Annotated in this window: 23 protein-coding genes; 16 read left to right on the top strand and 7 right to left on the bottom strand. The window is 45.3% G+C overall.

Features of this window, described 5'->3' with window-relative positions; translation table 11 throughout:
* Window positions 1-42: 42 nt before the first annotated feature.
* The 12 genes from MHB43_RS19835 (at window position 43) to MHB43_RS19780 (ending at window position 14,623) form a co-directional block, all read left to right on the top strand.
* On the top strand, window positions 43-1,065 hold the full coding sequence (locus MHB43_RS19835; protein WP_405117803.1) for an NAD(P)/FAD-dependent oxidoreductase: 1,023 nt from the start codon (window positions 43-45) through the stop codon (window positions 1,063-1,065).
* 256 nt (window positions 1,066-1,321) lie between these two features.
* The gene (gene purT / locus MHB43_RS19830; RefSeq protein ID WP_405117802.1) at window positions 1,322-2,509 is read left to right on the top strand and encodes a formate-dependent phosphoribosylglycinamide formyltransferase; all 1,188 of its coding nucleotides are present in this window, start codon (window positions 1,322-1,324) and stop codon (window positions 2,507-2,509) included.
* Window positions 2,499-2,957, top strand: coding sequence for a GNAT family N-acetyltransferase (locus MHB43_RS19825; protein WP_036613284.1), 459 nt, complete (start codon window positions 2,499-2,501; stop codon window positions 2,955-2,957). Before purT ends, MHB43_RS19825 begins: the two co-directional genes overlap by 11 nt.
* A gap of 316 nt (window positions 2,958-3,273) precedes the next feature.
* On the top strand, window positions 3,274-4,080 hold the full coding sequence (locus tag MHB43_RS19820; protein ID WP_405117801.1) for a CAP domain-containing protein: 807 nt from the start codon (window positions 3,274-3,276) through the stop codon (window positions 4,078-4,080).
* A gap of 277 nt (window positions 4,081-4,357) precedes the next feature.
* Window positions 4,358-5,245, top strand: a complete 888-nt coding sequence (locus MHB43_RS19815) for a GDSL-type esterase/lipase family protein (protein ID WP_405117800.1) — start codon at window positions 4,358-4,360, stop codon at window positions 5,243-5,245.
* Complete coding sequence (locus tag MHB43_RS19810) at window positions 5,246-6,211, top strand: ABC transporter ATP-binding protein (protein ID WP_405117799.1); 966 nt, start codon at window positions 5,246-5,248, stop codon at window positions 6,209-6,211.
* Complete coding sequence (locus MHB43_RS19805) at window positions 6,204-7,193, top strand: ABC transporter permease (protein ID WP_036613298.1); 990 nt, start codon at window positions 6,204-6,206, stop codon at window positions 7,191-7,193. Before MHB43_RS19810 ends, MHB43_RS19805 begins: the two co-directional genes overlap by 8 nt.
* A gap of 76 nt (window positions 7,194-7,269) precedes the next feature.
* Window positions 7,270-9,249 (top strand): DNA topoisomerase IV subunit B, encoded by a 1,980-nt coding sequence (parE, locus tag MHB43_RS19800; protein WP_221820406.1) that lies wholly within the window; start codon window positions 7,270-7,272, stop codon window positions 9,247-9,249.
* A gap of 12 nt (window positions 9,250-9,261) precedes the next feature.
* Window positions 9,262-11,724 (top strand): DNA gyrase subunit A, encoded by a 2,463-nt coding sequence (gene gyrA, locus MHB43_RS19795; RefSeq protein WP_405117798.1) that lies wholly within the window; start codon window positions 9,262-9,264, stop codon window positions 11,722-11,724.
* 228 nt (window positions 11,725-11,952) lie between these two features.
* Window positions 11,953-12,393, top strand: a complete 441-nt coding sequence (locus MHB43_RS19790; protein ID WP_221820408.1) for a MarR family winged helix-turn-helix transcriptional regulator — start codon at window positions 11,953-11,955, stop codon at window positions 12,391-12,393.
* A gap of 275 nt (window positions 12,394-12,668) precedes the next feature.
* Entirely contained in the window at window positions 12,669-13,115 is a 447-nt protein-coding gene (locus MHB43_RS19785; RefSeq protein WP_036613308.1) for a MarR family winged helix-turn-helix transcriptional regulator, read from the top strand.
* Window positions 13,112-14,623 carry a DHA2 family efflux MFS transporter permease subunit gene (locus tag MHB43_RS19780; protein WP_405117797.1) on the top strand — a complete coding sequence of 504 codons (1,512 nt, stop codon included), beginning with the start codon at window positions 13,112-13,114 and terminating at the stop codon, window positions 14,621-14,623. The genes MHB43_RS19785 and MHB43_RS19780 overlap by 4 nt, the downstream gene beginning before the upstream one ends.
* A 112-nt stretch (window positions 14,624-14,735) precedes the next feature.
* On the opposite strand, the gene MHB43_RS19775 is transcribed toward MHB43_RS19780, so the two are convergent.
* From MHB43_RS19775 to MHB43_RS19765, 3 genes are all read right to left on the bottom strand, one after another.
* Window positions 14,736-15,080, bottom strand: coding sequence for an MGMT family protein (locus MHB43_RS19775; RefSeq protein ID WP_405117796.1), 345 nt, complete (start codon window positions 15,078-15,080; stop codon window positions 14,736-14,738).
* A 300-nt stretch (window positions 15,081-15,380) separates the two neighbouring features.
* Entirely contained in the window at window positions 15,381-16,112 is a 732-nt protein-coding gene (locus tag MHB43_RS19770) for an RluA family pseudouridine synthase (RefSeq protein WP_405117795.1), read from the bottom strand.
* A gap of 2 nt (window positions 16,113-16,114) precedes the next feature.
* Complete coding sequence (locus MHB43_RS19765) at window positions 16,115-16,978, bottom strand: class I SAM-dependent methyltransferase (protein ID WP_017687801.1); 864 nt, start codon at window positions 16,976-16,978, stop codon at window positions 16,115-16,117.
* A gap of 227 nt (window positions 16,979-17,205) precedes the next feature.
* On the opposite strand from MHB43_RS19765, the gene MHB43_RS19760 reads away from it, so the two are divergent.
* The 3 genes from MHB43_RS19760 to MHB43_RS19750 are packed head-to-tail and all read left to right on the top strand — an operon-like array spanning window position 17,206 to window position 19,089.
* Window positions 17,206-17,658, top strand: a complete 453-nt coding sequence (locus tag MHB43_RS19760; RefSeq protein WP_405117794.1) for a flavodoxin — start codon at window positions 17,206-17,208, stop codon at window positions 17,656-17,658.
* 5 nt (window positions 17,659-17,663) lie between these two features.
* A complete protein-coding gene (locus tag MHB43_RS19755; RefSeq protein WP_405117793.1) occupies window positions 17,664-18,470 on the top strand; it encodes a hypothetical protein in 807 nt (268 codons plus the stop codon).
* 52 nt (window positions 18,471-18,522) lie between these two features.
* Window positions 18,523-19,089 carry a nitroreductase family protein gene (locus MHB43_RS19750; RefSeq protein ID WP_339177373.1) on the top strand — a complete coding sequence of 189 codons (567 nt, stop codon included), beginning with the start codon at window positions 18,523-18,525 and terminating at the stop codon, window positions 19,087-19,089.
* Window positions 19,090-19,109: 20 nt separating this feature from the next.
* On the opposite strand, the gene MHB43_RS19745 is transcribed toward MHB43_RS19750, so the two are convergent.
* Together MHB43_RS19745 and MHB43_RS19740 are read right to left on the bottom strand one after the other, a co-directional pair.
* Window positions 19,110-20,567 carry a 4-hydroxyphenylacetate 3-hydroxylase N-terminal domain-containing protein gene (locus MHB43_RS19745; RefSeq protein WP_405117792.1) on the bottom strand — a complete coding sequence of 486 codons (1,458 nt, stop codon included), beginning with the start codon at window positions 20,565-20,567 and terminating at the stop codon, window positions 19,110-19,112.
* A 202-nt stretch (window positions 20,568-20,769) separates the two neighbouring features.
* Complete coding sequence (locus MHB43_RS19740) at window positions 20,770-20,922, bottom strand: DUF1540 domain-containing protein (protein ID WP_076209985.1); 153 nt, start codon at window positions 20,920-20,922, stop codon at window positions 20,770-20,772.
* Window positions 20,923-21,445: 523 nt separating this feature from the next.
* Here MHB43_RS19740 and MHB43_RS19735 point away from each other — a divergent pair.
* Entirely contained in the window at window positions 21,446-22,258 is an 813-nt protein-coding gene (locus MHB43_RS19735) for an ATP-binding protein (RefSeq protein WP_339177368.1), read from the top strand.
* 95 nt (window positions 22,259-22,353) lie between these two features.
* On the opposite strand, the gene MHB43_RS19730 is transcribed toward MHB43_RS19735, so the two are convergent.
* The gene (locus MHB43_RS19730; RefSeq protein ID WP_339177366.1) at window positions 22,354-23,820 is read right to left on the bottom strand and encodes a HAMP domain-containing sensor histidine kinase; all 1,467 of its coding nucleotides are present in this window, start codon (window positions 23,818-23,820) and stop codon (window positions 22,354-22,356) included.
* Entirely contained in the window at window positions 23,805-24,491 is a 687-nt protein-coding gene (locus MHB43_RS19725) for a response regulator transcription factor (protein ID WP_339177363.1), read from the bottom strand. The genes MHB43_RS19730 and MHB43_RS19725 overlap by 16 nt, the downstream gene beginning before the upstream one ends.
* Between the last annotated feature and the right edge of the window lie 187 nt (window positions 24,492-24,678).

Raw genomic sequence — 24,678 nt, 5'->3', positions numbered from 1 at the left:
TGTATCTCGAATTCATAACTAAATTAACAAGGTGTGTTTAAAATGAATGAAGAAGATATCTATGATGTAACCATCATCGGAGGCGGCCCTGCTGGCATGTATGCGGCTTTTTATGCAGGAATGCGTGATATGAAAGTTAAAATCATCGAAGGCAAAGACCAGCTTGGTGGATTTCTGCATACCTATTCGGAAAAAACAATCTGGGATGTTGGCGGTCTTCCGCCTATGAAATGTTCGAAGTTGATCGAGTGGCTTGTTCAGCAGGCCAATACACTTAATCCAACGGTTGTATTGAATTGCAAAGTGGAAAGGTTCACTCGACTGGATAACGGAATATGGAGTATGTATACCACAGGAGGGAAGATACATTATACGCGTACGATCATTGTCGCAGTAGGCCGTGGTATTGCAGAGATTCAGAAGCTGGAGCTTCAGGAGCCGATTGAATATGAGCAAGAGAATCTTCATTACACCGTGCAAAATCCGGAAGATTTTTCTGGGAAGCGTGTACTCATTTCGGGTGGAGGCAACAGTGCTGTAGACTGGGCAATTGAACTTGCTCAACTTGCTCGCAGCGTAGTTGTAATCCACCGGAATAATGAGTTTCGCGCGATGGAACGAAATGTCAGTGAGATGAACAATATAACGGATGTGAGAACACCATACAGCATCACGCAGCTGCATAATAATGGTAAGCGAATCCAGCAGGTTGAGATTACGCACATGGAAAGTCAGGACAATGTAGTGTTGGAAGTGGATGAAGTCGTCATTAGTCACGGATATAAAAGCAATCTAAGTGATCTTGTCAGCTGTGGCTTAGCAATGGACGATGGAATGGTTCTAATGAGCCAACATGCGCAGACGAACCTCCCGGGTATTTTTGCAGCAGGAGACTGTGCGACACACGATAGCAAAGTTAGGCTCATTGCAGGAGCTTTCAATGATGCGATCGTGGCAGTTAATAGTGCGAAACAATATATGACGCCTGACGCACCCAAGATGGCTTATGTTTCTTCCCATAATGAAATCTTCAGAGAAAAAAATCGACAAATCCCAAGTCTTTAAACTTGGGATTTGTTTGCGTATTTTGCTTCGTTGGAGTATTAAAGTCTGCTCTGTTAACATTTCCTTAATTTTGGGAGGAATGGAAGGAGTATCGAATCTGAGAGCAGTAATTGTAAAATTTGATCGAAAAAACACAAAAAATCTTGTAAAATTCACAAGAAAAATAGGGAGCACTCTTGCAATCTTTAACCAAAACCCCGAAAATAGAGAGACAGACAGATATAGAAGATTTCTCTTTGGGAGGATTGGAAAGAACATGTGGGGTGCTCCTTTTACGGCTCAAGCCAAAAAAATGCTGCTACTAGGCAGTGGAGAATTGGGAAAAGAGGTCGTTATTGAGGCCCAACGACTGGGAGTAGAGACGATCGCTGTTGATCGTTATGAGAACGCACCTGCGATGCAGGTCGCGCACCGGTCTTACTGCATCGACATGCTGGATGCCGAAGCTTTGAAACAATTGATCCGTAAAGAAAAACCTCATTACATCGTACCTGAGATTGAAGCTATTGCAACAGAAGCTTTACTGGAGCTTGAGGAAGAGGGATTTTGTGTAGTACCTACTGCCCGAGCTGCACGTTTAACGATGGATCGCGAAGGCATCCGTCGGCTTGCAGCCGAACAATTGAAACTTCCGACAGCTGACTACCTTTTTGCGGACAACCTGGAACAACTTCAGGAAGCCGTACGTAAGCTTGGCACACCTTGTGTCATTAAACCATTGATGAGTTCTTCCGGCAAAGGGCAGAGTGTATGCCGAACACCGGACGACGTGGAGGATTGCTGGAACATTGCTCTTTCGGGGGCTCGTGGCAAATCCGTTCGTGTTATCGTGGAGAGCTTTGTGCAATTTGACAGTGAGATTACATTACTCACCGTTAGGTCTGTATCAGGCACCGTATTTTGTCCTCCGATTGGTCATATTCAAAAGGATGGGGATTATGTCGAATCCTGGCAGCCTCATGCAATGACTCCTGAGCAATGGCAGCAAGCTTGTCATATTGCCAAATCCGTCACGGATGAACTTGGCGGGAATGGACTGTTTGGAGTGGAATTGTTCCTCACATCGGATGGGGTTGTGTTCAGCGAGGTATCTCCTCGTCCGCATGACACAGGTATGGTTACAATGGTGACGCAAGACAGTTCCGAGTTTGCGCTGCATGTACGTGCAATTCTTGGTTTTCCGGTCACAGGTGTACATCTGTTGACACCGGGAGCTTCAGCAACGCTGAAGGCTAATGATGAAACATCTGACTTTACTGTAGGCGGGATTGAAGAAGCACTGGCTCTTCCTCGTACTCAGATTCGTGTATTTGGCAAACCTGAGACCAAAGTAGGACGCCGAATGGCTGTAGCCTTAAGTGCTGGCCAAGATGTGGAAGAAGCTCGTAAAACAGCGGTGCAAGCCGCTAATATGCTGAAAGTGGAGGTAAATCATGTCCAATAATGTTGAGGCCCCTGTACTGATGATCCGAGAGTGTGAGCTGCGAGATGCTGAAGCGGTAACGGGACTGATGCGAGAGGTCAGCTATCCGACAACAACCAATGTCATGAAAGAACGTATTGAATGTTTGGAAACCAATCCAAATGCATGCATGCTTGTTGCCGAAGTGGATGAACAAATTATTGGTGTGATTGGCTTGCAATGTGTGCAAAGTCATGCCTATCCAGAACCTGCCGCACAAATTACTTCCCTGATTGTAGGTCAAGAACATCGTGGTGGTGGGATTGCCCGTCGTCTGATGGCTCGTGCCGAAGATTGGGGCAGACAGCAAGGTGGTAAACAACTGTTTGTCACGGGTGCAAACCGTGAAGTGACTTCAACAACGTACTCTTTTTATGAGCACATTGGTTTTCAGAAGAGAGGTTATCGGTTCAGTAAAGTTCTTCTATAGTATAAATAAAGTTTCTTCTATTGCATGGAAATTCTCATGATATCCTGATCTGCACATTCTGGTGTGGTGAATGATAAATAGATGGTGAAGCGACATTCGACTAGCATTTTTAGTCCGAATGTCTTTTTTTTATGCTTTTGTCGATGGGGGTAGAGCCTTACAGGATAAGCCCTCAGTCAAATCTGTAACATTCTAAAAAATGACAAAAAAGTTACTTTTCCATATTTTATAGGTTCACAATCTCCTGTTGAATTGATATACTGCTAGAGTATTAATTACAAAGTTGTAATAACTAATCTTAAGGAGATGAATGAATTTGACAAAGAAATGGATGAAAACTGTCGTAACGAGTAGTCTGACAGCCGTACTGGCCGTAGGGGTAATGCTTCCTGCTTCCGCGTCTGCTGCAGATTCAACATATAAGACTATCACAACGTACAAAATTACAAGTACAGACAGCTTGAAAGCTTATATTGAGAAATGGCTCAAACAAAATGGATACACCGTATCCGAGGGGCAAATTGTAGAGAAACCTGCTACGCAGCCTGATCAAACGACGAAACCTGCTGAGCCGACCACAAAACCAACTCAACCAACAACAAAACCTGCTGAGCCTACAACTAAGCCTGAGCAACCGACTAAACCAACACAACCAGTTCAAGAAGAAAAACCGGAAACTACACCGGCTAAAGATCCTTCAAACACGGGTAACACAGGTAACAATACAAGTAATAATGGTGGCGAAAGCACACAATCCGACTTTGCTACTCAAGTTGTAAAACTTGTGAACGCTGAGCGTGCTAAAGCAGGTCTGAACGCACTGACTTCAGATGCACTTCTGGACAAAGTAGCTGTTGCTAAAGTAAAAGATATGAGTAACAATAACTATTTTGATCACCAGTCACCTACGTATGGTTCTCCGTTTGATATGATGAAACAATTCGGAGTAACTTACAGCTATGCAGGTGAGAACATTGCCCAAGGACAAAAAACACCACAGGAAGTGGTTACAGCTTGGATGAATAGTGAAGGTCACCGTGCCAATATTCTGAGCAAAAACTTTACGCATATCGGTGTAGGTTTCTACAACGGATACTGGGCACAAGAGTTTATCGGTAAGTAATCGATTTATAATGAAGAAAGTATGATTTTCTTTTCCACAAGGTTATGCCAGTACACAGTTCATATCTGTGTATGGCATAACCTTTTTTCCGTAAAATGACATATAAAAAATGAATTCTGCGAATGCAGCGCCAAAGTTTGCAAATTAACGACAGAACATTTATGTTATTTAGGAATAGCATCATCAAGGCGTGTCTGAAAACTCCGAAGTAAGCGGATTTTCAGACACGCCTTAATGTAAAGTCATTATAAATTATAAAGCACCCGGATTGGTGTACATGAGCGGAGATGTGATGATGAAAAAGAAAAAAAGCCTTGATTCAGCACCATGGATCTGGAGAACTGTCAGTACAGTATCCATCTTGGCAACTTTGCTGTTGTTATTTGGATTTGGATACGCCATAAAAGACGTGATTTTCCCCGAGGGAGATTCCGCATTAACTACAGGCCAGGAGGCAACTGCTCCATCTAAGGATATCGAGGGGAAACCCGCTGTCGTGGAAGATGGCAAGATTCGGATGGCCGTCATCGGCGATTCCCTGGCAAGAGGCACGGGGGATGATGAAGGACTCGGTTTTGTGAGACGTGCAGGGAACCTGCTTAAAGATAAAGGATATGATGTTCAGGTTCTTAATAATCTGGGTGTAAACGGTTTGAGAACAGATGCTTTATTGGAAAAACTCGATGAGCAAGGCGTGCGTTACGTCCTGCAACAGTCCAATTTTATTTTGCTCTCGATCGGCGCAAATGATTTGTTCCAGGGAGGACAAGTTCTCCAGGGGGAAGATCCGCCAACAGCAGAGCAGCTGGCAGCGGCTTTGCCGGAAACGTCCAAGCGCCTTCAAGAGATATTGAAGAAAGTTAAAGAAATTAATCCCGATGCACAGATTGCGTACATAGGGCTGTACAATCCATTTGGTGATGTGAAGGAACTGGAGAAGCCGGGTAATGCAGTAGTTGCTGCATGGAACGATGCTGCACTGGCTATTTTGAACAATGAGGACAAGATGACACTGGTTCCTACATTCGATTTATTTGAAAATCATCTGGGGGAGTATCTCTCGTCAGATCATTTCCATCCCAACGGACAAGGTTATGAGCAAATTGCAGTTCGGATTGCACAGGAATTCCAGGCAGATACATCGGCAGAAGGGAGCGGAAATTAAATGGCAGAGCAGCAGTATGATTCCGTCCTATCCGTACAGAATCTGAAAAAGCGGATCGGACGCAAATGGATCATTAAGGACGTTACATTTGACGTGAAACCGGGTGAAATCTTCGGATTTCTCGGTCCCAACGGTGCCGGCAAAACAACTACGATACGGATGCTAGTCGATCTGATCAAACCAACAGAAGGAAAAATTAAAGTCTGTGGTTATGATGTGAATCGGGACCCTGAGCGTGCTTTGAAGTATGTAGGCTCCATTGTTGAAAATCCGGAGGTATATACATATCTGACAGGGTGGGAGAACCTGGAGCATTTCGCTCGCATGCAACCAGGTGTGGACAATGAACGAATTCAGGAAGTTGTAGATATTGTGCGTCTGGATCAGCGGATTCACGATAAAGTCAGAACGTACTCATTGGGTATGCGTCAACGGCTCGGTATTGCACAAGCGCTGCTTGGGCGACCGCGTCTGCTTATTCTGGATGAACCGACAAATGGTCTTGATCCAAAAGGGATTAAGGAACTTCGTGTCTTTATTAAGCAACTTGCCAGTGAAGGTATGGCTGTATTTGTCAGCAGTCACTTGTTAAGTGAGATCCAGCTTCTCTGTGACAGAGTAGCCATTATCAGTGCTGGGCGTGTGCTTGCTGTTGGAGGTGTAAGCGAACTGATTGAAGATCATTCCAAGTTGGCCATATGGCATGTTTCACCACTGGAGCAAGGCAAAACAATGTTGCAGGATGCAGGCATTGCTCTGGTAGGTCGACCTGCGGATGTGATGGATGATACCATTGTTGCGGGCCTTGGTCCCAACGCTGTGGTTGCCGAGATGCACGAAGATCGAATTCCTGATATGGTGCAACAGATGGTTCAAGCTGGTGTACAGGTTGAAGGGGTACAGCGGATTCAGCCTACGCTTGAACAACTATTCTTAAAAATGACAGAAGGTGAATCCATTGAGTAATATCATGCCGCTGATCCGCAATGAAACGATTAAGATGGTGAAGAAAAAACGGCTTTATATTATATTTATTGTACTTGCGGTCCTCGTACCGATGTTTACGTATGCCCAGATGAAATCTGCGGAGAATAATCGCGACAAGTTTGGCGGCGATTGGCGTCTTGAACTGCAACAGGCCATCACAGACAATCAAAATTCGCTCGGTAGCGATCGGGTACCTGAAGAGTACAAAAAATATAGAACAGTATATATCCAGCAGATGCAGTATTATCTTGAGAATGACATCAATCCCAAAGAACCGGGCGGTGTCACCTTTACGCGGGAGTTCATGAACAACGCGGTTGGATTGTTTATTCCACTGTTAATCATGGCTATTGCTTCAGATCTTGTTTCTGGTGAACGTACGACAGGGACGATTAAAATGCTTTTAACGCGTCCGGTTAGACGCTGGAAAGTGCTTCTGAGTAAATTAATTACGCTGATTATGTTTGTTTCGATCATAGTGGTATCAGCCTACATTATATGTTATGTCATATCGGGTGCGGTCTTTGGTTATAAAGGCTTCAACATGCCAATCTTCACAGGATTCAAAGTTGTGGGAACAGATGTCGATATGTCGGCAGTTCATGCTGTAGACCAGTGGCTTTATATGCTAATGCAGGCAGGACTGATCTGGTTTGTGAGTGTAATTGTGGCTATGCTTGCATTTATGGTATCCGTGCTCGTGCGCAGTACTGCTGCAAGTATCGTTATCATGATGGCCGCGCTGATTGCAGGAACAATCTTGACCAGTATGGCAGCATCTTGGCAGACAGCGAAGTATTTGTTCATGGTTAACCTGGAACTTCCGAATTATTTGTCTGGCGGGTTACCTCCAATCGAGGGTATGAATTTAGGTTTTTCCCTTATTGTGCTTAGTGTTTGGGGCATTGCTTCACTCATTGTGTCATTCCTTGTCTTTACGAAACGGGATATCTTGAATTAAAATGGACAAGGATAAGAAAACATCTGTTTGCATTTTAGGCATTTTTTTAGTTGCAAGTTAAGAAGGGGGAGCATGAATGGTCGAGCAAATCGATATGTCGGCAGGTTCGACAGGCGGAGGACAGGGGTCTTCAGGCTACGACGCGGACGACATTCAAGTACTTGAAGGGTTGGTAGCGGTACGGAAACGGCCGGGGATGTATATCGGCAGCACCAGCACTTCAGGTTTACATCATTTGGTATGGGAAATTGTCGACAACGCTGTCGACGAACATCTCGCCAAATTCTGCTCCAAAATCGATATCACGCTGCATAAGGACGGTTCTATTACGGTTCAGGATAACGGAAGGGGAATTCCGACAGGTATACATAAAACAGGGATTCCTACTCCCCAGGTCGTGTTTACGATTTTGCACGCAGGCGGAAAGTTCGGTGGATCAGGATACAAAAAATCAGGCGGTTTGCACGGTGTAGGTGCGTCAGTTACAAACGCATTGTCCGAGTGGCTTGAAGTCGAGATTTTCCGTGATGGCAAGATTCATCGTCAGCGATTCGAGTATTGGAAGGACAAAAAAGGGATTGAACATGTCGGTGAACCGGTCTCCGGTCTCGAAGTGTTGGGCAATACCAATCGGACAGGTACAAAAGTTACATTTAAACCGGATATTCGGGTGTTCCAGAGCGGCATTCAATTCAATTATGATACATTGGCAGAACGTCTTCAGGAGATTGCTTTTCTGAATTCGGGTCTGAGAATTGTGCTCAAGGATGAACGTTCGGGCAATCAGGATGAATACATGTATGAAGGCGGAGCAAGCCAGTTTGTTGCTTTTCTTAACGAAAATAAAGATGTGTTGCATGATGTTATTCACTTCTATGCGGAGAAGGATGACATTGAAGTCGAAGTGGCAATCCAGTATAACGCGGGTTATACGGAAACACTGGCTTCGTTCGTGAACTCAATCCCTACTCGGGGCGGCGGTACTCATGAGACCGGATTCAGGGCTGCGTATACCCGTGTAATGAATGATTACGCGCGGCGTACCAGCATGATCAAGGAAAAAGATAAAAATCTCGAAGGTAATGACCTGCGTGAAGGTATGATGGCCGTCATCAGTGTCAAAATGTCAGATGTTGAGTTCGTAGGTCAGACCAAGGATCAGCTCGGCAGCGCTTCCGCTCGAAGTGCAGTGGATTCGGTCGTGTCCGAAAATATTCAGCGGTTCCTGGAAGAAAACCCGCAGGTAGCGCAAACGTTAATTCGCAAAGCGGTTCAAGCTTCCAGAGCCAGAGAAGCGGCTCGCAAAGCACGAGATGATATGCGTACAGGCAAAAAGCGCAGTGAAAGTTCCAACCTGAACGGCAAGTTGACGCCGGCGCAATCGAAGGATTTTACCCGAAATGAGTTATTTATTGTCGAAGGGGATTCCGCAGGTGGTTCTGCCAAACAGGGACGCGACTCGAAGATTCAGGCTATTTTGCCGCTCAAGGGAAAACCGCTCAATCCGGAAAAATCGAAGCTGGCTGATATTCTCAAAAATGAAGAATACCGCGCTATTACAGCGGCGATCGGGGCGGGCATTGGAACCGAATTTGCAGTTGAAGACAGCAATTATTCCAAAATTATCATTATGACCGATGCTGATACCGATGGTGCACATATTCAGGTGCTGCTGTTGACCTTCTTTTATCGTTATATGAAGCCTTTAATTGATGCAGGCAAAGTATATATTGCTCAGCCGCCATTATACAAACTTACTCGTAAGTCTGGTAAGCTTGCGACAGTTCGATATGCATGGACGGATGAAGAGCTGGCTAATTACATGAAGGAATTCGGTAATAATGTTGAGCTTCAACGTTATAAAGGACTAGGTGAAATGAACCCGGATCAACTGTGGGAGACCACAATGAATCCGGAAACTCGTGCGATGCTGAAGGTACAGATTGTTGATGCAGCAAAAGCAGAACGTCGTGTATCTACGCTCATGGGTGATAAGGTTGATCCGCGAAAACGCTGGATTGTAGAGAACGTCGACTTTACAGAGTACGAAGAATAGAAGGTGCTTGGAATGAGTCCATCAGAACAATTTATGCCGGCCTTTCTCGAAGAGGTCGTTGGGGACCGTTTCGGTCGCTACTCCAAATATATTATTCAGGATCGAGCCATTCCGGATGTCCGGGATGGGTTGAAGCCAGTACAACGGCGTATTCTGTACGCCATGTACGATTCAGGTAATACGCCTGACAAGACTTACCGCAAGTCTGCCAAAACCGTTGGGGACGTAATGGGTAATTATCATCCACATGGTGACTCATCCATCTATGAGGGCATGGTGCGGATGGCTCAGCCATGGAAAATGGGCCATATGCTCGTGGACGGTCATGGTAACTGGGGATCACAGGATGATGACCCGGCAGCGGCGATGCGGTATACGGAGGCCCGTTTGTCGCCCATCGCGATGGAGATGCTTCGCGATATCGAGAAACGGACGGTTCTGTTTAAGGATAATTTTGATAATACGGCCAAAGAACCGGTTGTATTGCCATCCCGTTATCCGAACTTGCTGGTTAATGGCGTCAGCGGCATTTCCTCTGGATTTGCAACGGAGATTCCTCCACACAATTTGCGTGAAGTCATTGATGCTTCGATCGCTGTGATGGAGAAACCGTCGATTGAGCTGGACGAAATCATGATGTTTATGAAGGGTCCTGACTTTCCAACAGGCGGATTGATTATGGGCGGTGACGGCATTCTGGATGCCTATCGCACAGGTAAGGGACGGATCTATATCCGGTCCAAAACCGAGATTGAAAACATGCGCGGTGGCAAACAGCAGATCGTCATTACCGAAATTCCTTATCAAGTCGTGAAATCTCGTCTGGTTACAGCGATGGAGAACATCCGACTTGAGAAGAAGGTTGAAGGTATTGCCGAAGTGCGTGATGAGAGCGGACGTGAAGGTCTGCGAATCGTGGTTGAGTTGAAAAAAGAAGCGGACGCACAAGGTATTTTGGCTTATTTGCTGAAGAAAACCGACCTGCAGGTCACCTATAATTTCAATATGGTTGCGATTGTGAATAAAGCACCTCATCAATTAGGATTGAAATCGATTCTCGAGGCTTACATTGCCCATCAGCGGGAAGTTGTAACATTCCGTACCCGGTTTGAGCTGGAGAAGGCGCAAGACCGTGCACATGTGCTCGAGGGCTTGGTAAAAGCACTTAACATCCTTGACGAGGTCATTGCAGCGATCAAAGCGTCGAAGAACCGGCAGGATGCTCAGAATAACCTGATGTGGATGTTTGGATTCACGGAACGCCAAGCGGATTCCATCCTTACGTTGCAATTGTACCGTTTGACGAATCTGGAGATCAATTCTCTGGAGAAGGAACTCGGTGAACTGATGAAAAAGATTGCACAACTACAATCCATTCTGGATAGTGACCGCAAGCTCATCGGAGTCATCCGCAAAGAATTGATGGAGATTCGCGATAAATACGGAATAGACCGTCGTTCTGCGATTCAGGGTGAAGTGGAAGAACTCAAGGTTAATCTCGAAGTACTTGTGAACGCGGAAGATGTATTTGTTACGTTATCCAAAGAAGGATACGTGAAACGTACAGGCATGCAGTCCTTTACACGTTCTGGTGGTGAACGGAGCGGAAGTGGTGTGAAAGACGGCGATTATATCGCTCAGGTTCTGGAAGTAAATACGCTTGAGAACTTGCTTGTCTTTACGAGGAAAGGTCAGTACTTCCTGTTACCTGTTCACCAGGTACCTGAATTCAAGTGGAAAGATCCAGGCACAGCCATTGTGAATGTCATTCCCCTTGCGAAAGATGACCGTATTGCAAGTGTGCTTGCTGTGAAATCCTTTGAAGAGCCAAATCACAGTCTGGTCTTCGTTACGCGAAGAGGACAGGTGAAACGAACGGAGCTGAAGGATTACGTTACCAAGCGTTCCGGTGCAGTTGCGGCTTGTAAAGTGGGCAAGGAGGATGAAGTGTTATCTGTACATCTAAGTACAGGTGGTCAAGATATTATGTTGATTACAAAAGAAGCTATGGCGATTCGTTTCCGAGAGGATGAGGTTAATCCAATGGGACGTGTATCCGGTGGTGTTCGTGGTATTCAGTTAAGAGATACAGATGAAGTTGTATCCGCTCTATGGGTAGAAGGAGATGAAGGTGAAGTTGCCGTGTTGTCCGATCTGGGATATGGTAAACGATCATTACTTCTGGATTACGCTATACAGAGCCGTGGAGGCAAGGGGCTTGCCACATTCGAGTTCAAAGAAGGCAAACGTGTGAAACCGAATGGTAGCCGTATTGCTGGAGCGTTTTATTGCAAAGAGCAACGTAAGATCACTGTAATGACCAAAGAAGGCCAAGTGTTCCCGATCTCTTCGGATGGTGTCCCGATTACAGAGCGCAAACATATTGGCAAGCTGATCGTTCATGTGGATAAACAGGACGAGATCGTTGAACTTCTAAGGGACTTCAATGAGAATCAACCAGCATCATCTTCATAAAAACAAACAAACGAGACTTTTCGCAGAACAGCTAATCCTGTCATGCGAGGAGTCTTTTTTTGTTGTTCGAAGGCGGATTAGAAGAGGGCATTCATGCGAAGTTTAACAACCTTCGTCGATTACGGTCGATCGCTAGGAAATTGAAAAAAGGCAGCAGGAATGTGGCTTTGGAGCGCGAAAACTTAAGCAGGTGAAGTGATAACCGGTTGCAGAGAGGAGCGATGGAAGATGTATAATTCCGATTTTGCCAAGTGCTGGTCCAGGTTGACCAAAGATTATAAATTGCATATGGATCAAGAGCTGGCACCCTCATTAACGGAGGCTCAGCTGGCTGTTCTGGAGGTACTTGAAGATCATCAGAAGATGAAACCTTCGGATCTGATTCCTTATCTGTCTACTACGCCAGCTGCTGTAACCATGCTGCTCGATCGAATGGAGAAAAATGATTTGATTCGCAGGAATCGGGATAATCAGGATCGACGCATTGTGTGGGTATCTCTGTCAGAGAAAGGAAGAATGGAAACAGAACGGGGAATCACCATCCGTAATGAATTCATGAACTCTGTTCTCAGTAACATTTCGATGCACAATCAACAATTGCTGGTATATCTGTTAGGCAAAATGACCTCACCCAAGACCAAAGAGCCTGCCTTATCTACTTCGGTATGATACCATGCTGATTCTTCTGAATAACCATAGGAGTGCCTGCTCGTTTCATGCAGGAACCCTATGGTTATTTTATTTACAAATTACATATGATACAGACTGTGTCCAGGTTAGTTGAGTAAAGGCATGGATGTAACACAGTTAGTATGTCCTAATAATATTTTTGTGAATTCATATGTAAAGAGTTGACTATGTAAATATTTTTGTTATAATAAATAATTGTTCCCCTGATATTTCGTGTACGAAATATTATATTCCAAAAGTAAAAGGGTGAATCAATGACTGATACGTATGAAGTATTCTATATTATTAATTCGTTCCGCCAAGTGAATCAAATGCTTTTTCGAGCATTTTGGAATGAAAACAAGGAGATCGAGCTGACTTCGATCCAGTTTATGGTGTTATCCATCCTGAGGGAGCGTCCTTCCATTGGCATCAACGAAGTGGCTGAGCTATGCCATATGGGCAGCAGTTCCATGAGCGCTGTTGTGGAGCGGCTCGTCAAAGGCGAGTATATCGTTCGGACACGTTCAGATGCTGACCGCCGATCCGTTAAGCTTCAGATTACGGATAAAGGGGAACAGGCCCAACAGGAAACGCACCATTTGTGGATGGAAAGAGTGTCACCCATTCTGGATATATCGAAGGAAGACCTTGAGCACCTACTTAGAATTCATAGTCAAATGATTGAAAAGTTAGAAGGAAGAGAGATGAACAACATATGAGTACGACTACTGCTGCAGCTCCATCCTCAGCGATGGACAACATCAAGAAAGGCCCGATTGTAGCGGCATTGTTAATTGGTGCCTTTGTGGCATTCCTGAACCAAACCCTGATGAACGTAGCACTTCCTAAAATCATGGAAGACCTCGCGATCAATGCAAACAAAGCCCAGTGGTTAACCACGGGTTACATGCTTGTGAACGGTGTACTGATTCCGGTTACGGCATATCTGATTGCCAAATTTTCAACGCGTCAAATTTTCATTACAGCCATGACTCTATTTACCATAGGTACATTAGTCTGTGGTCTTAGTCCAACCTTCACCATTCTGATGGTAGGTCGTGTCATTCAAGCGGCAGGTGCAGGTATCCTAATGCCTCTGATGACCGTTGTATTCCTGACCATCTTCCCGATTGAGAAACGCGGTCAGGCCATGGGAACCATGGGGATCGCGATGATTCTGGCTCCTGCGATTGGGCCTACACTTTCAGGTTATGTGGTTGAGCATTATTCCTGGAGATTGTTGTTCTACATCATCTTGCCATTCTCTATTATTGCAACGGCAATTGGTATTGCTTTTGTCAAAAACGTAACACGTCAATCCAGACCTAAACTGGATTATCCAGGCGTTATTTTATCTACACTAGGTTTTGGTAGTTTGCTCTACGGATTCAGTGATGCAGGTACCGATGGATGGGGCAGTGCAATTGTCATTGGGTGCCTCGTTGTAGGTGCGATATCCCTGATTCTGTTCGTTATTCGTCAACTGACAACAGATCATCCGCTCCTTGAGTTCCGTATTTTCAAGTACAACATGTATACATTAACAACGATTATTAACATGCTCGTGACAATGGCGATGTTTGCAGGTATGATCCTGCTCCCTATTTTCCTGCAAAACATTCGTGGATTCTCACCGATTGAATCAGGACTTCTGATGATGCCGGGTGCGATATTGATGGGGATTATGTCCCCAATTACAGGTCGCATATTTGATAAAGTGGGCGCGCGCTGGCTTTCGGTTGCAGGTCTTGCCATTACGGCAATTACAACTTTTGGACTGAGTCGTCTGGCAATCGATACTACGTACGGCTACATGATGTTTATCTACACGGCTCGTATGTTCGGTATGTCGATGCTGATGATGCCGATCCAGACAGCAGGTCTGAATCAACTGCCTCAACGTCTGAACGCGCATGGTACAGCGATGTCCAACACATTGCGTACTGTTGCCGGTGCGATCGGTACAGCCGTTCTCGTAACCATCATGAGTAGCAAGCTCAAAACACATCTGGCGGATGCAGTGGCTGCTGGTCAAGTTGACCCTAGTGATAAGACAGCAATGATAGCTGCTACAGCAGATGCAACGATTTACGGTGTTAACTATGCATTCATCGTGGCTACAGGAATGACCGTGGTTGCTTTGATCATGGCGTTCTTTATTCGGAAAACAAAACCAGCTATTGAACCTGTTACTGTAGAACAGGAAAAAGCGACGGCTACAGCGTAACGAACATCAGATAAAAAAACAAAAAAAAGAACTCTAGCAGTTGAAAAGGGGTAACCCTAACTGCTTGAGTTCTCTTTTTTTTGGTGTGCGTGATAGGAGGAGAGCACTTTTATTATTCGAGCTGGATCGTTGGATCGATAAGAAATACAGGATCGGGCTCATGACCGAACTGTTTGAGATTAATGGTTCCGTTCAGTTGAAACTCGACACCTTCGCTAATCAGTTCTGTTTCCTGCATCATGCGCGAGTGTTCGTCCGTTATGGAGATTTCGCCTTTTGCGTTGACGACACGGTGCCAGGGAAGACGTTCTTTGCGGCTCATCGAGTGCAGAATACGGACGACTTGTCTCGCGGCTCTTGGACTTCCAGCATGGGCTGCAATCTGACCGTAAGTCATCACTTTACCTTCAGGAATCGCTGCGATGATCGCAATGACTTGTTTGGTAAATGGGGTCACTATGATGTCTCCTCTCTGTATCTTAGGTATATAGCTGAAAATATGAAAAAACGTGTCGTTCAGATACAGAATCTGAACGACACGTTGTATGGACAGATGTAACCTGATCCTGTGCACTTATAGAGGTTGTTCAAAAAAACCGCTTTTGATTACGAATGATGCCTATCGGCATCATAAGCATCGAATATGGAATTCAGCCGAAATGTCCGTTGCTCACGTAGCTTTTCTACGCTCCGCTACTCCATTTCTATCTTCATCCCATCTTCTTGGTACTGAAAACCAGTCTTTTTGAACACGTACTTATTGAGGTTGTCCAAAAGCCTTTTGGTACACGGCAGCGGGCCATTCTGCCCATGGGAATTCTCTTGCAGGCAAAGATTGCAGAATAACTTCTTCCTTGGTAACTGGATGAGGAAAAGCTGCAATCACAGACCATAGGGCAATCTGCTGGCCGGGTTTATTCACGCTTGCGCCGTACTTCTGATCCCCGTACAGAGGACAGCCCATTTCTTTCATTTGCACCCGAATCTGATGAGATCTGCCGGTGTGCAGTTCGATATGAATGAGACTGTATCGATCTGTTTCTCCAATAACCCGGTAATCCAGAACGGCATCCTTACCACCAGCCGTACCTTTAGGTACAACAGTAACGGTATTTGTGCGTGCATCTTTCAGGAGTGTGTGTTTTAACGTTCCCTGCTGTGCAGGCAACTTGCCATGTACAACAGCCGCGTATATTTTACGGAAATGCCGTCCCCGCACAGTCTCGGACAATCTCGAAGCTGCTTTGGAAGTCTTGGCAAAAATCATTGCCCCTCCAACAGGACGATCAAGTCGGTGTACTAACCCGAGATACACATTGCCAGGTTTGTTGTATCGTTCTTTCAGATCCTGCTTCAGCAATGTAAGCAAATCCGGATCACCTGATGAATCTTCCTGGGTAGGTACATTGACCGGCTTCGTAATGCCTAACAGATGGTTATCTTCGAACAGAATCGGAATCGCATCGTGGTCATGCCGATGTTCTGACATGATTAAGACTCCCAACGGCCCAGAATACCACAAGGCAGATCAAGACCACTACGTGTGATTGGCAGACCAATTTCACCTGCAGTAATGTCACCACCGTACTGAGCAGACATCGTCATGGTCAACATGTTGCGCAGAACCGTAGAGGAAATGCCCGTAGTGTAAGAGTTAACCAGCATGAATAATGGATTATCCGACAAGATCGTCATACACGACTTCAAGAAAGGATATAGGTTCTCTTCCAGTTTCCATGTCTCTCCATTAGGGCCACGGCCATATGAAGGAGGGTCCATAATAATGGCGTCGTAACGATTTCCGCGACGTTGTTCCCGTTGTACGAATTTGAATACATCATCTGTAATAAAACGAACAGGGCGATCAGCCAGTCCAGATAATTGAACATTTTCCTTGGCCCATTGAACCATGCCTTTAGCTGCATCCACATGCACAACAGAAGCGCCTGCGTAAGCTGCGGCTACCGTTGCTCCACCTGTATAGGCAAACAGGTTCAAGACAGAAATAGGGCGTCCTGCATTGGAGATTTTATCCATCATCCAGCTCCAGTTGGCAGCTTGTTCAGGGAACAGGCCAGTGTGCTTAAAGCTGGTAGGTTTAATGTGGAATTTCAGGTTTTCGTATCCGATCGTCCAACGCTCGGGAATGGGCTTTTTCATATCCCAGTTACCGCCACCGGAAGAGCTACGATGATAGTGACCATGCACCTGACGCCATTCATTGGTTTCTTGCTCAAGGGGCCAGATAATCTGTGGATCGGGTCTGCGTAAAATTACATCTCCCCAACGTTCCAGTTTCTCGCCGCCTCCTGTATCGATTACTTCATAGTCCTTCCAATTCTTAGCTACGTACATAATGATTTATCCATCCTTCAAAAGTCATTTGGATACTATTGTACAACAAAAAAGGGCTTGTACGCCAGTTGGGGGACGGGAGTGTACCATATACTGAAAAACAAAGATAACCAAAAAATTAATTTGACAATGATAATCATTATCACATATGATTTTGTTAATCCAAAATTCATTCTTTCTTCATGAAGAGAATATAACATGATCAAACTAAAGCGAGGGAAAAATAGATGGCTAAATTGTTAGTGGCTTATGCAAGCATGACGGGAAATACAGAAGAAATTGCAGAACTGATTGTGGAAGGAATTACACAGGGAGGTCACGACGCAGATCTGAAATCCGTAACGGATTGTAATGCATCCGATGTATTGGACTATGACGGATTCATGATCGGCGTCTACACTTGGGGAGACGGGGAGTTGCCAGATGAATTCCTTGATTTCTATGAAGAGTTGGATGAGCTTGACTTGAGCGGCAAGAAAGCAGCAGTGTTCGGTAGTGGTGACACGTCTTATGAGCAGTTCTGCGGAGCGGTTGATCTCGCGGCTGCCAAGCTGCAAGAGCGTGGGGCGGAGGTATCTCCAGAGATGTTGAAAATTGAATACAGTCCGCTTGAGCAGGAGAAGGAAAAATGCCGTGACTTTGGTAAACGCTTCGCTGCTGCCGGATTACAGGTATCCTAAAGATCATGTTAAGACATAATGTTCAGGCAGCGATGCCAGTCGGAAGGAATGACCTTCCTGGACGTCTGCTTGAAGATTACAGATTGGAAGAAATGCTGCGCAGCCCACACGGATTCATCCGCCCTGAACCAGTGTCTGAGCAGCGTTCTCCACTGCAATGGAGGCATCGTGTACAATATGCGGTGAGCCACGCGGTCAATGCCTTTTACAGTCTCGACCCCGATGTTCGCAAAGAGGTACCCGTACAGTATTTACTTGAGAAGTGGTGGCCCAGAAAGGCGGATGGTTTCGAATCTGTTCTCCATTACTGGGATGTGAAGAACAAGATTACGGATGAATTGTCACTCGCCATTGCAATGAACGATGATCTGAAGCATCCAGCCATTCTTTTTGAACAATGGAGAACGGAGTTACCTTCATTATCCATGCATTTGTCGATGATATTTCAGGCAGCCTGGCAACCAGAAGGCTGGGATTCGCTGCTTATTCAGAAATATATGGTTGTCCACGATCCAAACGTAGTTGAGGCGTTTCAGCATATGGTCAGTGCATTCTGCTGGGAAGCCTTCGGTAAATTACCGGGTATGATCGAGATATACTGCTTGTTGGAAGGACGCAAAATTAGGTACATCCCTGGACGCCAGTCTCTGATCCGTTCCATGGACTACATTCGCTTGATACGTGACAGCATGCCTCAAGCAGAAGTGTTGGAGTCAGAACAGTTTACGACGCGTGATAAAGCGCGCATCCACGAAGAGGTGGATCGCTGGAAAACGGAAGCCGTTGAACCGAAGAAAACATGGTTGATGTGAAGGCGATTGAAGGATAAAGATATATCATGCAGATAGAGGAGGGGAAATTGCCATGTCTACCGGTCTAAGTCAAGATATAAGCAGCGGCAAGAGACGTGCAGGCACTTGCGAATTCAGTCCGTTGCCAGTACCCCAGTCGGTTATACGAAAGTTGCTTGATGAAGCAGATCCTTCATTATATGTGATGAGTTCAGAACCCTGGAGGTTTATGTTGTTTGCAGGCGAAGGACGACAGCTTTATCTGGAAGCGGTCAGACAGAGCTATCCACCCCACCTGGCTGATCGCTACGGCGATTGGGCTACATATCAATACACGGAAGCAATCCCTACCCATCTGGTTGTTGTGGCGCCTAAAAATGCCCGTGAGGATGATCTTCTGCCGGCCAAAGCCTGGAGCAAACGCTTTAGTATTCTGGCTGCGGAACAGGGTTTGAATGCTGTCTGGAAGATCAATGATTATCAACAACATCCTGTGTTTATGAATTTGATGGGTTTGACAAGTGATGAGAAGGTGCTGGGGGTATTCCATATCGGTTACGGAGACCAGCCTGCATTGCGGGATATGGATGCAAGCAGACCAGCCTCTGAACTGATGACGGTCTATGACCATCTGGTATAAAAAAAGATTCATTAGTTCTCTTATTTGCTGGTGTTGAATAGAAAATCACGAACGAGCTGACGATTCGTCTGATCTTTGTTGTAGACGGAGAACAACCGATTGGATACCGTAAGGACATTGCCAAAAAAGAATCGTTCGAATTGGGTCTGTCTGCCCCCAAATGATCCAGCCCCAAGCTCCCAGATCAGGCGGAACAGAGCGTTGCGTTCGTGAGAAGCCATATCGTTCCCTTTCAGATATATATTCAGTGAAGGAGCGATATCGGATTGAAACTCTTCTTCCTGAGGGATCATAATCACCCCGCTCGAACCCAAGAGCTGCAGAATTTCAATCATCTCAGGATAAAGTTTCGGAAAGAGGAGATTGGCTGCCATCAATGGTTTGGGTGCAGGTAACACAAATCCGCGCCCATCTGGGGTGGCACCTGCCTCCGCGGCCAAGGCCAATGCTTTTAACGATTCGAGACCTGCGAACACACGCGCGGTTTTCTCGACAACATGTGCTTCCGTATTCAGATCCAGCGTATCCGTGAGAAGCTGGAGTGTACCGAGAACAAATTCCGTTTTGGCAATATAACGACACAATACCTGATGACCTGCGTGAATATGAAAGTTACTACCACTGAAGAGACGCGAGGACATTTCCTCACTTCCTGCAAAAAATATTCGTTCATGCGGAACGAGCACCCGGTCAAAGATGACGATATTGTCCATTTCTTCATATCTGGAACTCAGGGGATAGTTGGTGTGAGATTCGGCTGCGTAGGTATCCCTGCATACCAGACTAATTCCCGGAAGATCATTGGGGACAGCAAAAGAGAATGCAAATGGATTTTCGTCATCAAATGGGGCGGGAGAAGGTGACGGATAGACAAAAATCTCATCCGATGTGGCTGCTTGTGTAGCCATCATGAATGCTCCGCTAATAATGAGACCTTCCTCGGTGCGATCCACGACCTTTGCGGCAATAGCATCCTCGGTAGCGTCCAGTTGCCCTGAGATTTTGCTGGCATATGGCTGAATGAAGGCATGGGATAACGTGATATCATGATCACGGCAATACGCATAATAATTCTTGAGATTTTCTGCATATTGGGGAGATAGTTCGTTCAGGAGATCGGCACCTGTGTAAAAGGACATTATGGCTGTATTCATGTAATCGGGTGAGCGACCAAGAAAGCCATGATGCACGTTTGTCCAGATATTCATCCCTTCCCGTCGTTTACGGAGATCGTCGGCACTGGTTGGAGGCAGGAAGGATATGCCCACAGGTTTGCCGTCTGCCGGGGAGGCATACGTCATCGTTTCTGCAAATTTAGGATCAGATTGCAGATCATACATGTACATCTGAGTCTCCATTAGACCAGCAAATGCTACATGTTCAGAGCGTTTTCCAGTAATAAGGTTACCTTTATACCAACAAGGGACGGACTGTGCATCAATTCGTTCGCGATACTGTGTGCCACTTTTAACAGGCATTGTTATTCACCTCTTGGTTCTAATCGTTCATGGGCATACTGACTTCTTACGTAGTGTACGTAGGTCATCTGTCCAATGTGCATTGAAGAGGTGAGAAGGATTTTTACAGAATAGGGCTTGATAATAATTATCATTCTTGTTACAATAGACAAAGAAAAAAGGAACCGGTAAGGGCTCCTTTAAGTGAATCACATGAAATTACTTATTTTACTTCAAAAGTCTTACAGTCTGTTTCAGCAGACTGACTTGCTTCTTTGTTACTGTGACTCACGATGTAGATCGAGGAAGCATTACATTTGTTCTCTTGAGCCCAGTGACGACAGGAATTAACTTCACACAATACGTCTTTTGCCATGATTGTTAACCTCACTTTAAATGGATTACAGTCGTTGGTATAAAGAATCCGGATATAACAAGTTGCCGCTTGCGAATCTGGAAAATTTTGTTGCTCTCATGAAATTTAGAGGGCTTTTTTGCGTTATACACAACGATGCATATTCAGAATAGCAAATTTTCTTGATGCTTGCAACCAAATGCCCCCATCTGTGGCAAAATAGTGGACGTGCTGTGTTTATATTTGCAAAAAGAAAGTAGTATGTTATTATTTAATAGTAATAATTACGATTAAAATCTAATTGATTCTATATAAATTGAACTAAACATTTACACGAAAACGGAGAGGGCAGAAAGAACCTGAAGAAGCGGAGCGTTCGCCTTTATCCCCGGATTTCCCTTCAAGGAAAAAACCAAAAAATCTGGGGATAACAGCGATCGGAAGGTTGTTCTGTCATCGAAGTGGTCAGTGTAAATATTCATTAGTTCAACTTAAATAACTTGAATCACGGACTGAAACCATAAATGAAGGAGCATGTGAATACATGAGCAAAATAAATCATATGAATCGGATTCCCCGCGCGAAAGGGATCGATATGGCTGCTTTTTACACGCCAAAAGAGTGTGGGCGAAAAGCCCAGCATATTGTATTTTCCGCAGAAAATGAGCGTATCATTGATGAATTTATCACCATTCTGGGCATGAAAGAGAAGTTCAGGGAGCATGATGTATCAATCCCCAACAAAATGGTCATGTTCGGGCCACCCGGTACTGGTAAAACATTAACGGCATCACATCTGGCTGAGCGCCTTGACCTGCCATTGGTACTTGTGAGATTAGATGCAATCATTCATAGTCATCTTGGGGAGACCGGAAGTAATGTACGCAAGTTATTCGAATATGCACGTATTAATCCCTGTGTACTATTCTTGGATGAATTTGATGCCATAGGTCGAACACGTGAGAGCAATGATGAGGTGAAAGAGATGGCGCGTGTTGTCAATACGTTGTTGCAGTGTCTGGACGAATTCGATGGGGACAGCATTCTGGTGGCTGCAACGAATCTGGAAACCCAACTGGATCACGCCATTTGGCGGCGGTTTGATACCAAGATGACCTACGGTATGCCTGATGATTCGAGTCGCAAATTATATATCAATAAGTTGGTGGGATCATTTGAACAGGAGACTCAGTTGGAAGATTACATATGTGAACGCTTGACTGGGTGCAGTTATGCGGATATAGAGCAGATCGTTTTGAAAGCAAAGCGGAAAGCAATCATTGCCAGTAGTGCACTTCATAAGCAATTGATCTCAGATGCTTACGATGAATACAGACCACGTGTATTAGAGTGTTGATTGCTTCCATTCTGGATAAAGCAACAAGGAACACGTTGAACTAGCCCAGTCTCCTGAATGGAGTTCTGGGCTAGTTGTCATGTTAGCGAGGTGCGTTATACTTTAACGGCTGCTCCGTATGCTTTTTCTGTATTCATGGCTTCTTGTGTAGCAGTCCAGCGTGGCAGGCTTAATCTGAACATGCTGCCTTCCGGGCTGCTGGAGACAAGTGTCAGTTCACCGCCCTGTTCCTGAGCGAGTAGGCGGCTATATGTTAATCCTAGACCCAGACCGCGGTTACGACGTTTTTTGAGTTCTCCACGATAAAACCGTTCGAAGATTTTGGGTTGTTCTTCGGCTGCGATGCCTGTGCCGTGGTCCTTAACATCAACGTACAGCATCTGTTCTTCTACGCGTAGATAAATATCGAAGACAGCCTTTTGTTCAGGAGCTGTGGCATGAAGTGCGTTATTAAGCAAATTGACAATGATCTGCTGAATGCGGAGAGCATCCCCCATGGTAAAAAAGTTAATTGGAGGGGCGTGCAGCTGAACCTCTGGCATTTTGTCCTCATACGCAATCTTCCACTGATAGATGATCTCACCGACCAACAGCTTCAGATCCGTCCGTTCCTTGCGAACGGAAACACTTCCTGCAGCCATGGCATTATAGTCAAGCAGATCTGCGACCATACGCTCCATACGTTCGGATTCTTTCAAAGCGATATCCAAAAATTCTTTACCTTCTTGTGGACTCACCACATCGTCACGTACTGCCATAACGAGCCCTTTGATGGAAGTTACCGGTGTCTTGAGTTCATGACTTACTCCTGCCAGCGATAGTGTACGCCACTCTTCGAGTTGTTGTAGACGTGTAGCCATATCGCGGAATGAATTTACAAGTTCGTTGATCTCACGTTCTCGTGTATTCAAATCAAGACTCACATCATAATTACCACCTCGAATCTGCTCAGCCGCATAGGCGACCTGACGAATCGGTCTGGATAACTTACTGGACAGGAGATAGATTGTAAACCATCCACAGAGGATTAATCCTCCCAGAATTAGAGCAACAAGCCATAGGGTCTCTGGACCAAATGTAATGGATTGTTTGGACTGCATGACCCACACTTTGCCCAAGGTTTGATCGCCTTCGGATATGTTGACCGTTACGCCCGCATATTTGTTGTTTCGCGGTTCACGATAGTCATCTGACAGTCGATAATGCACATCTTTTTGCTCCATTTTAGGCTGGGAAAAAATCAATTGATTGTTGTTGTCCAAGATCATGACACAAAAATAATGATCTGTGTTGAATAGTTTCTCTCGTTTGGTTACCAGTCTGTCCAGATCGGGTGGAACCCGAAGCATATTGTTTTCACTAGTGACTTGATCAGCGATCTCCAGACCAAGCAGTTCTGCGGTTTTTAGGCTTTTTTCAATAGAGGTTGTTCTAATCCAGTAAAGTGCGCCTGCCACAATAATCGTGAAACCAATACACAAAATGAGAAAATATCGCAGTGTCCAGTGTGACAAAATGGATATGGTTCGTTTGGGTTTCTTTGGTTTCAGTTGGCGATCCAAAATTGATACCCCATTCCTCGTAACGTCCGAATTTCTCCCGTCTCTTGCGACCAGTGGGAGAGGGCTTGACGTAGTCGTTTAATCGATAGATCCACAGCACGGTCACTGCCATCATAGTCCATCCCCCATACCTGCTCAATAAGATGATCTCTGGTAAATGTACGATTCGGATAATCGGACAGGAAGAACAGTAACGACAGGTCACGAGGTGTGAGTGCAACCTCTGCACCGTTCAGCAGCACCTGTTTGGCAGCAAGATCAATGACGAGATTTCCAAAGGAACGTTTCTCTTCGCCACCTGAGGTCCAATGTGGATTACGGCGCAACACCGCATTAACTCTGGCGACCACTTCTTCCGGTACAAAAGGTTTGCTCATATAATCGTCAGCACCGGCATTTAGTCCGTTGAGACGGTCTGAAATGTCATCCAGTGCAGTTAGCATGATCACGGGACAAGCACTTTTTTCACGAATAATCCGCAGCAGATCCCATCCGTCCATTCCTGGCAGCATCACATCAAGTAATACAAGGGAAGGCGTTACGGTATCAAAAAGGGTAAGTGCAGTTGGTCCATCTGCTGCATGATGAACTTCAAATTCTGCTTTTCTCAGATAAGCAGCCAGTACTCGTGCAATAGCTTGCTCATCCTCAACGATGAGTATGGATTTCAAGAAAAGCGTTCTCCTTTCGCTTTGTAAACTTGTACTGATTTTACATGAGCTAGAGCGTAAAGCCAATCCTGTATTACGGATTTCAAAAAAATATGGGACTTGTCTTATCTTGACTTCTTCCTGACACATTCAATTGATATGATTCACTCCAAGAAGCAACCTAAACAATCATGTACTGGAGGAAACA

Source organism: Paenibacillus sp. FSL H8-0317, from assembly GCF_045040685.1.
In the GTDB taxonomy this organism is placed as follows: domain Bacteria; phylum Bacillota; class Bacilli; order Paenibacillales; family Paenibacillaceae; genus Paenibacillus.
This window is presented reverse-complemented; position numbering and strand designations above follow the sequence as displayed.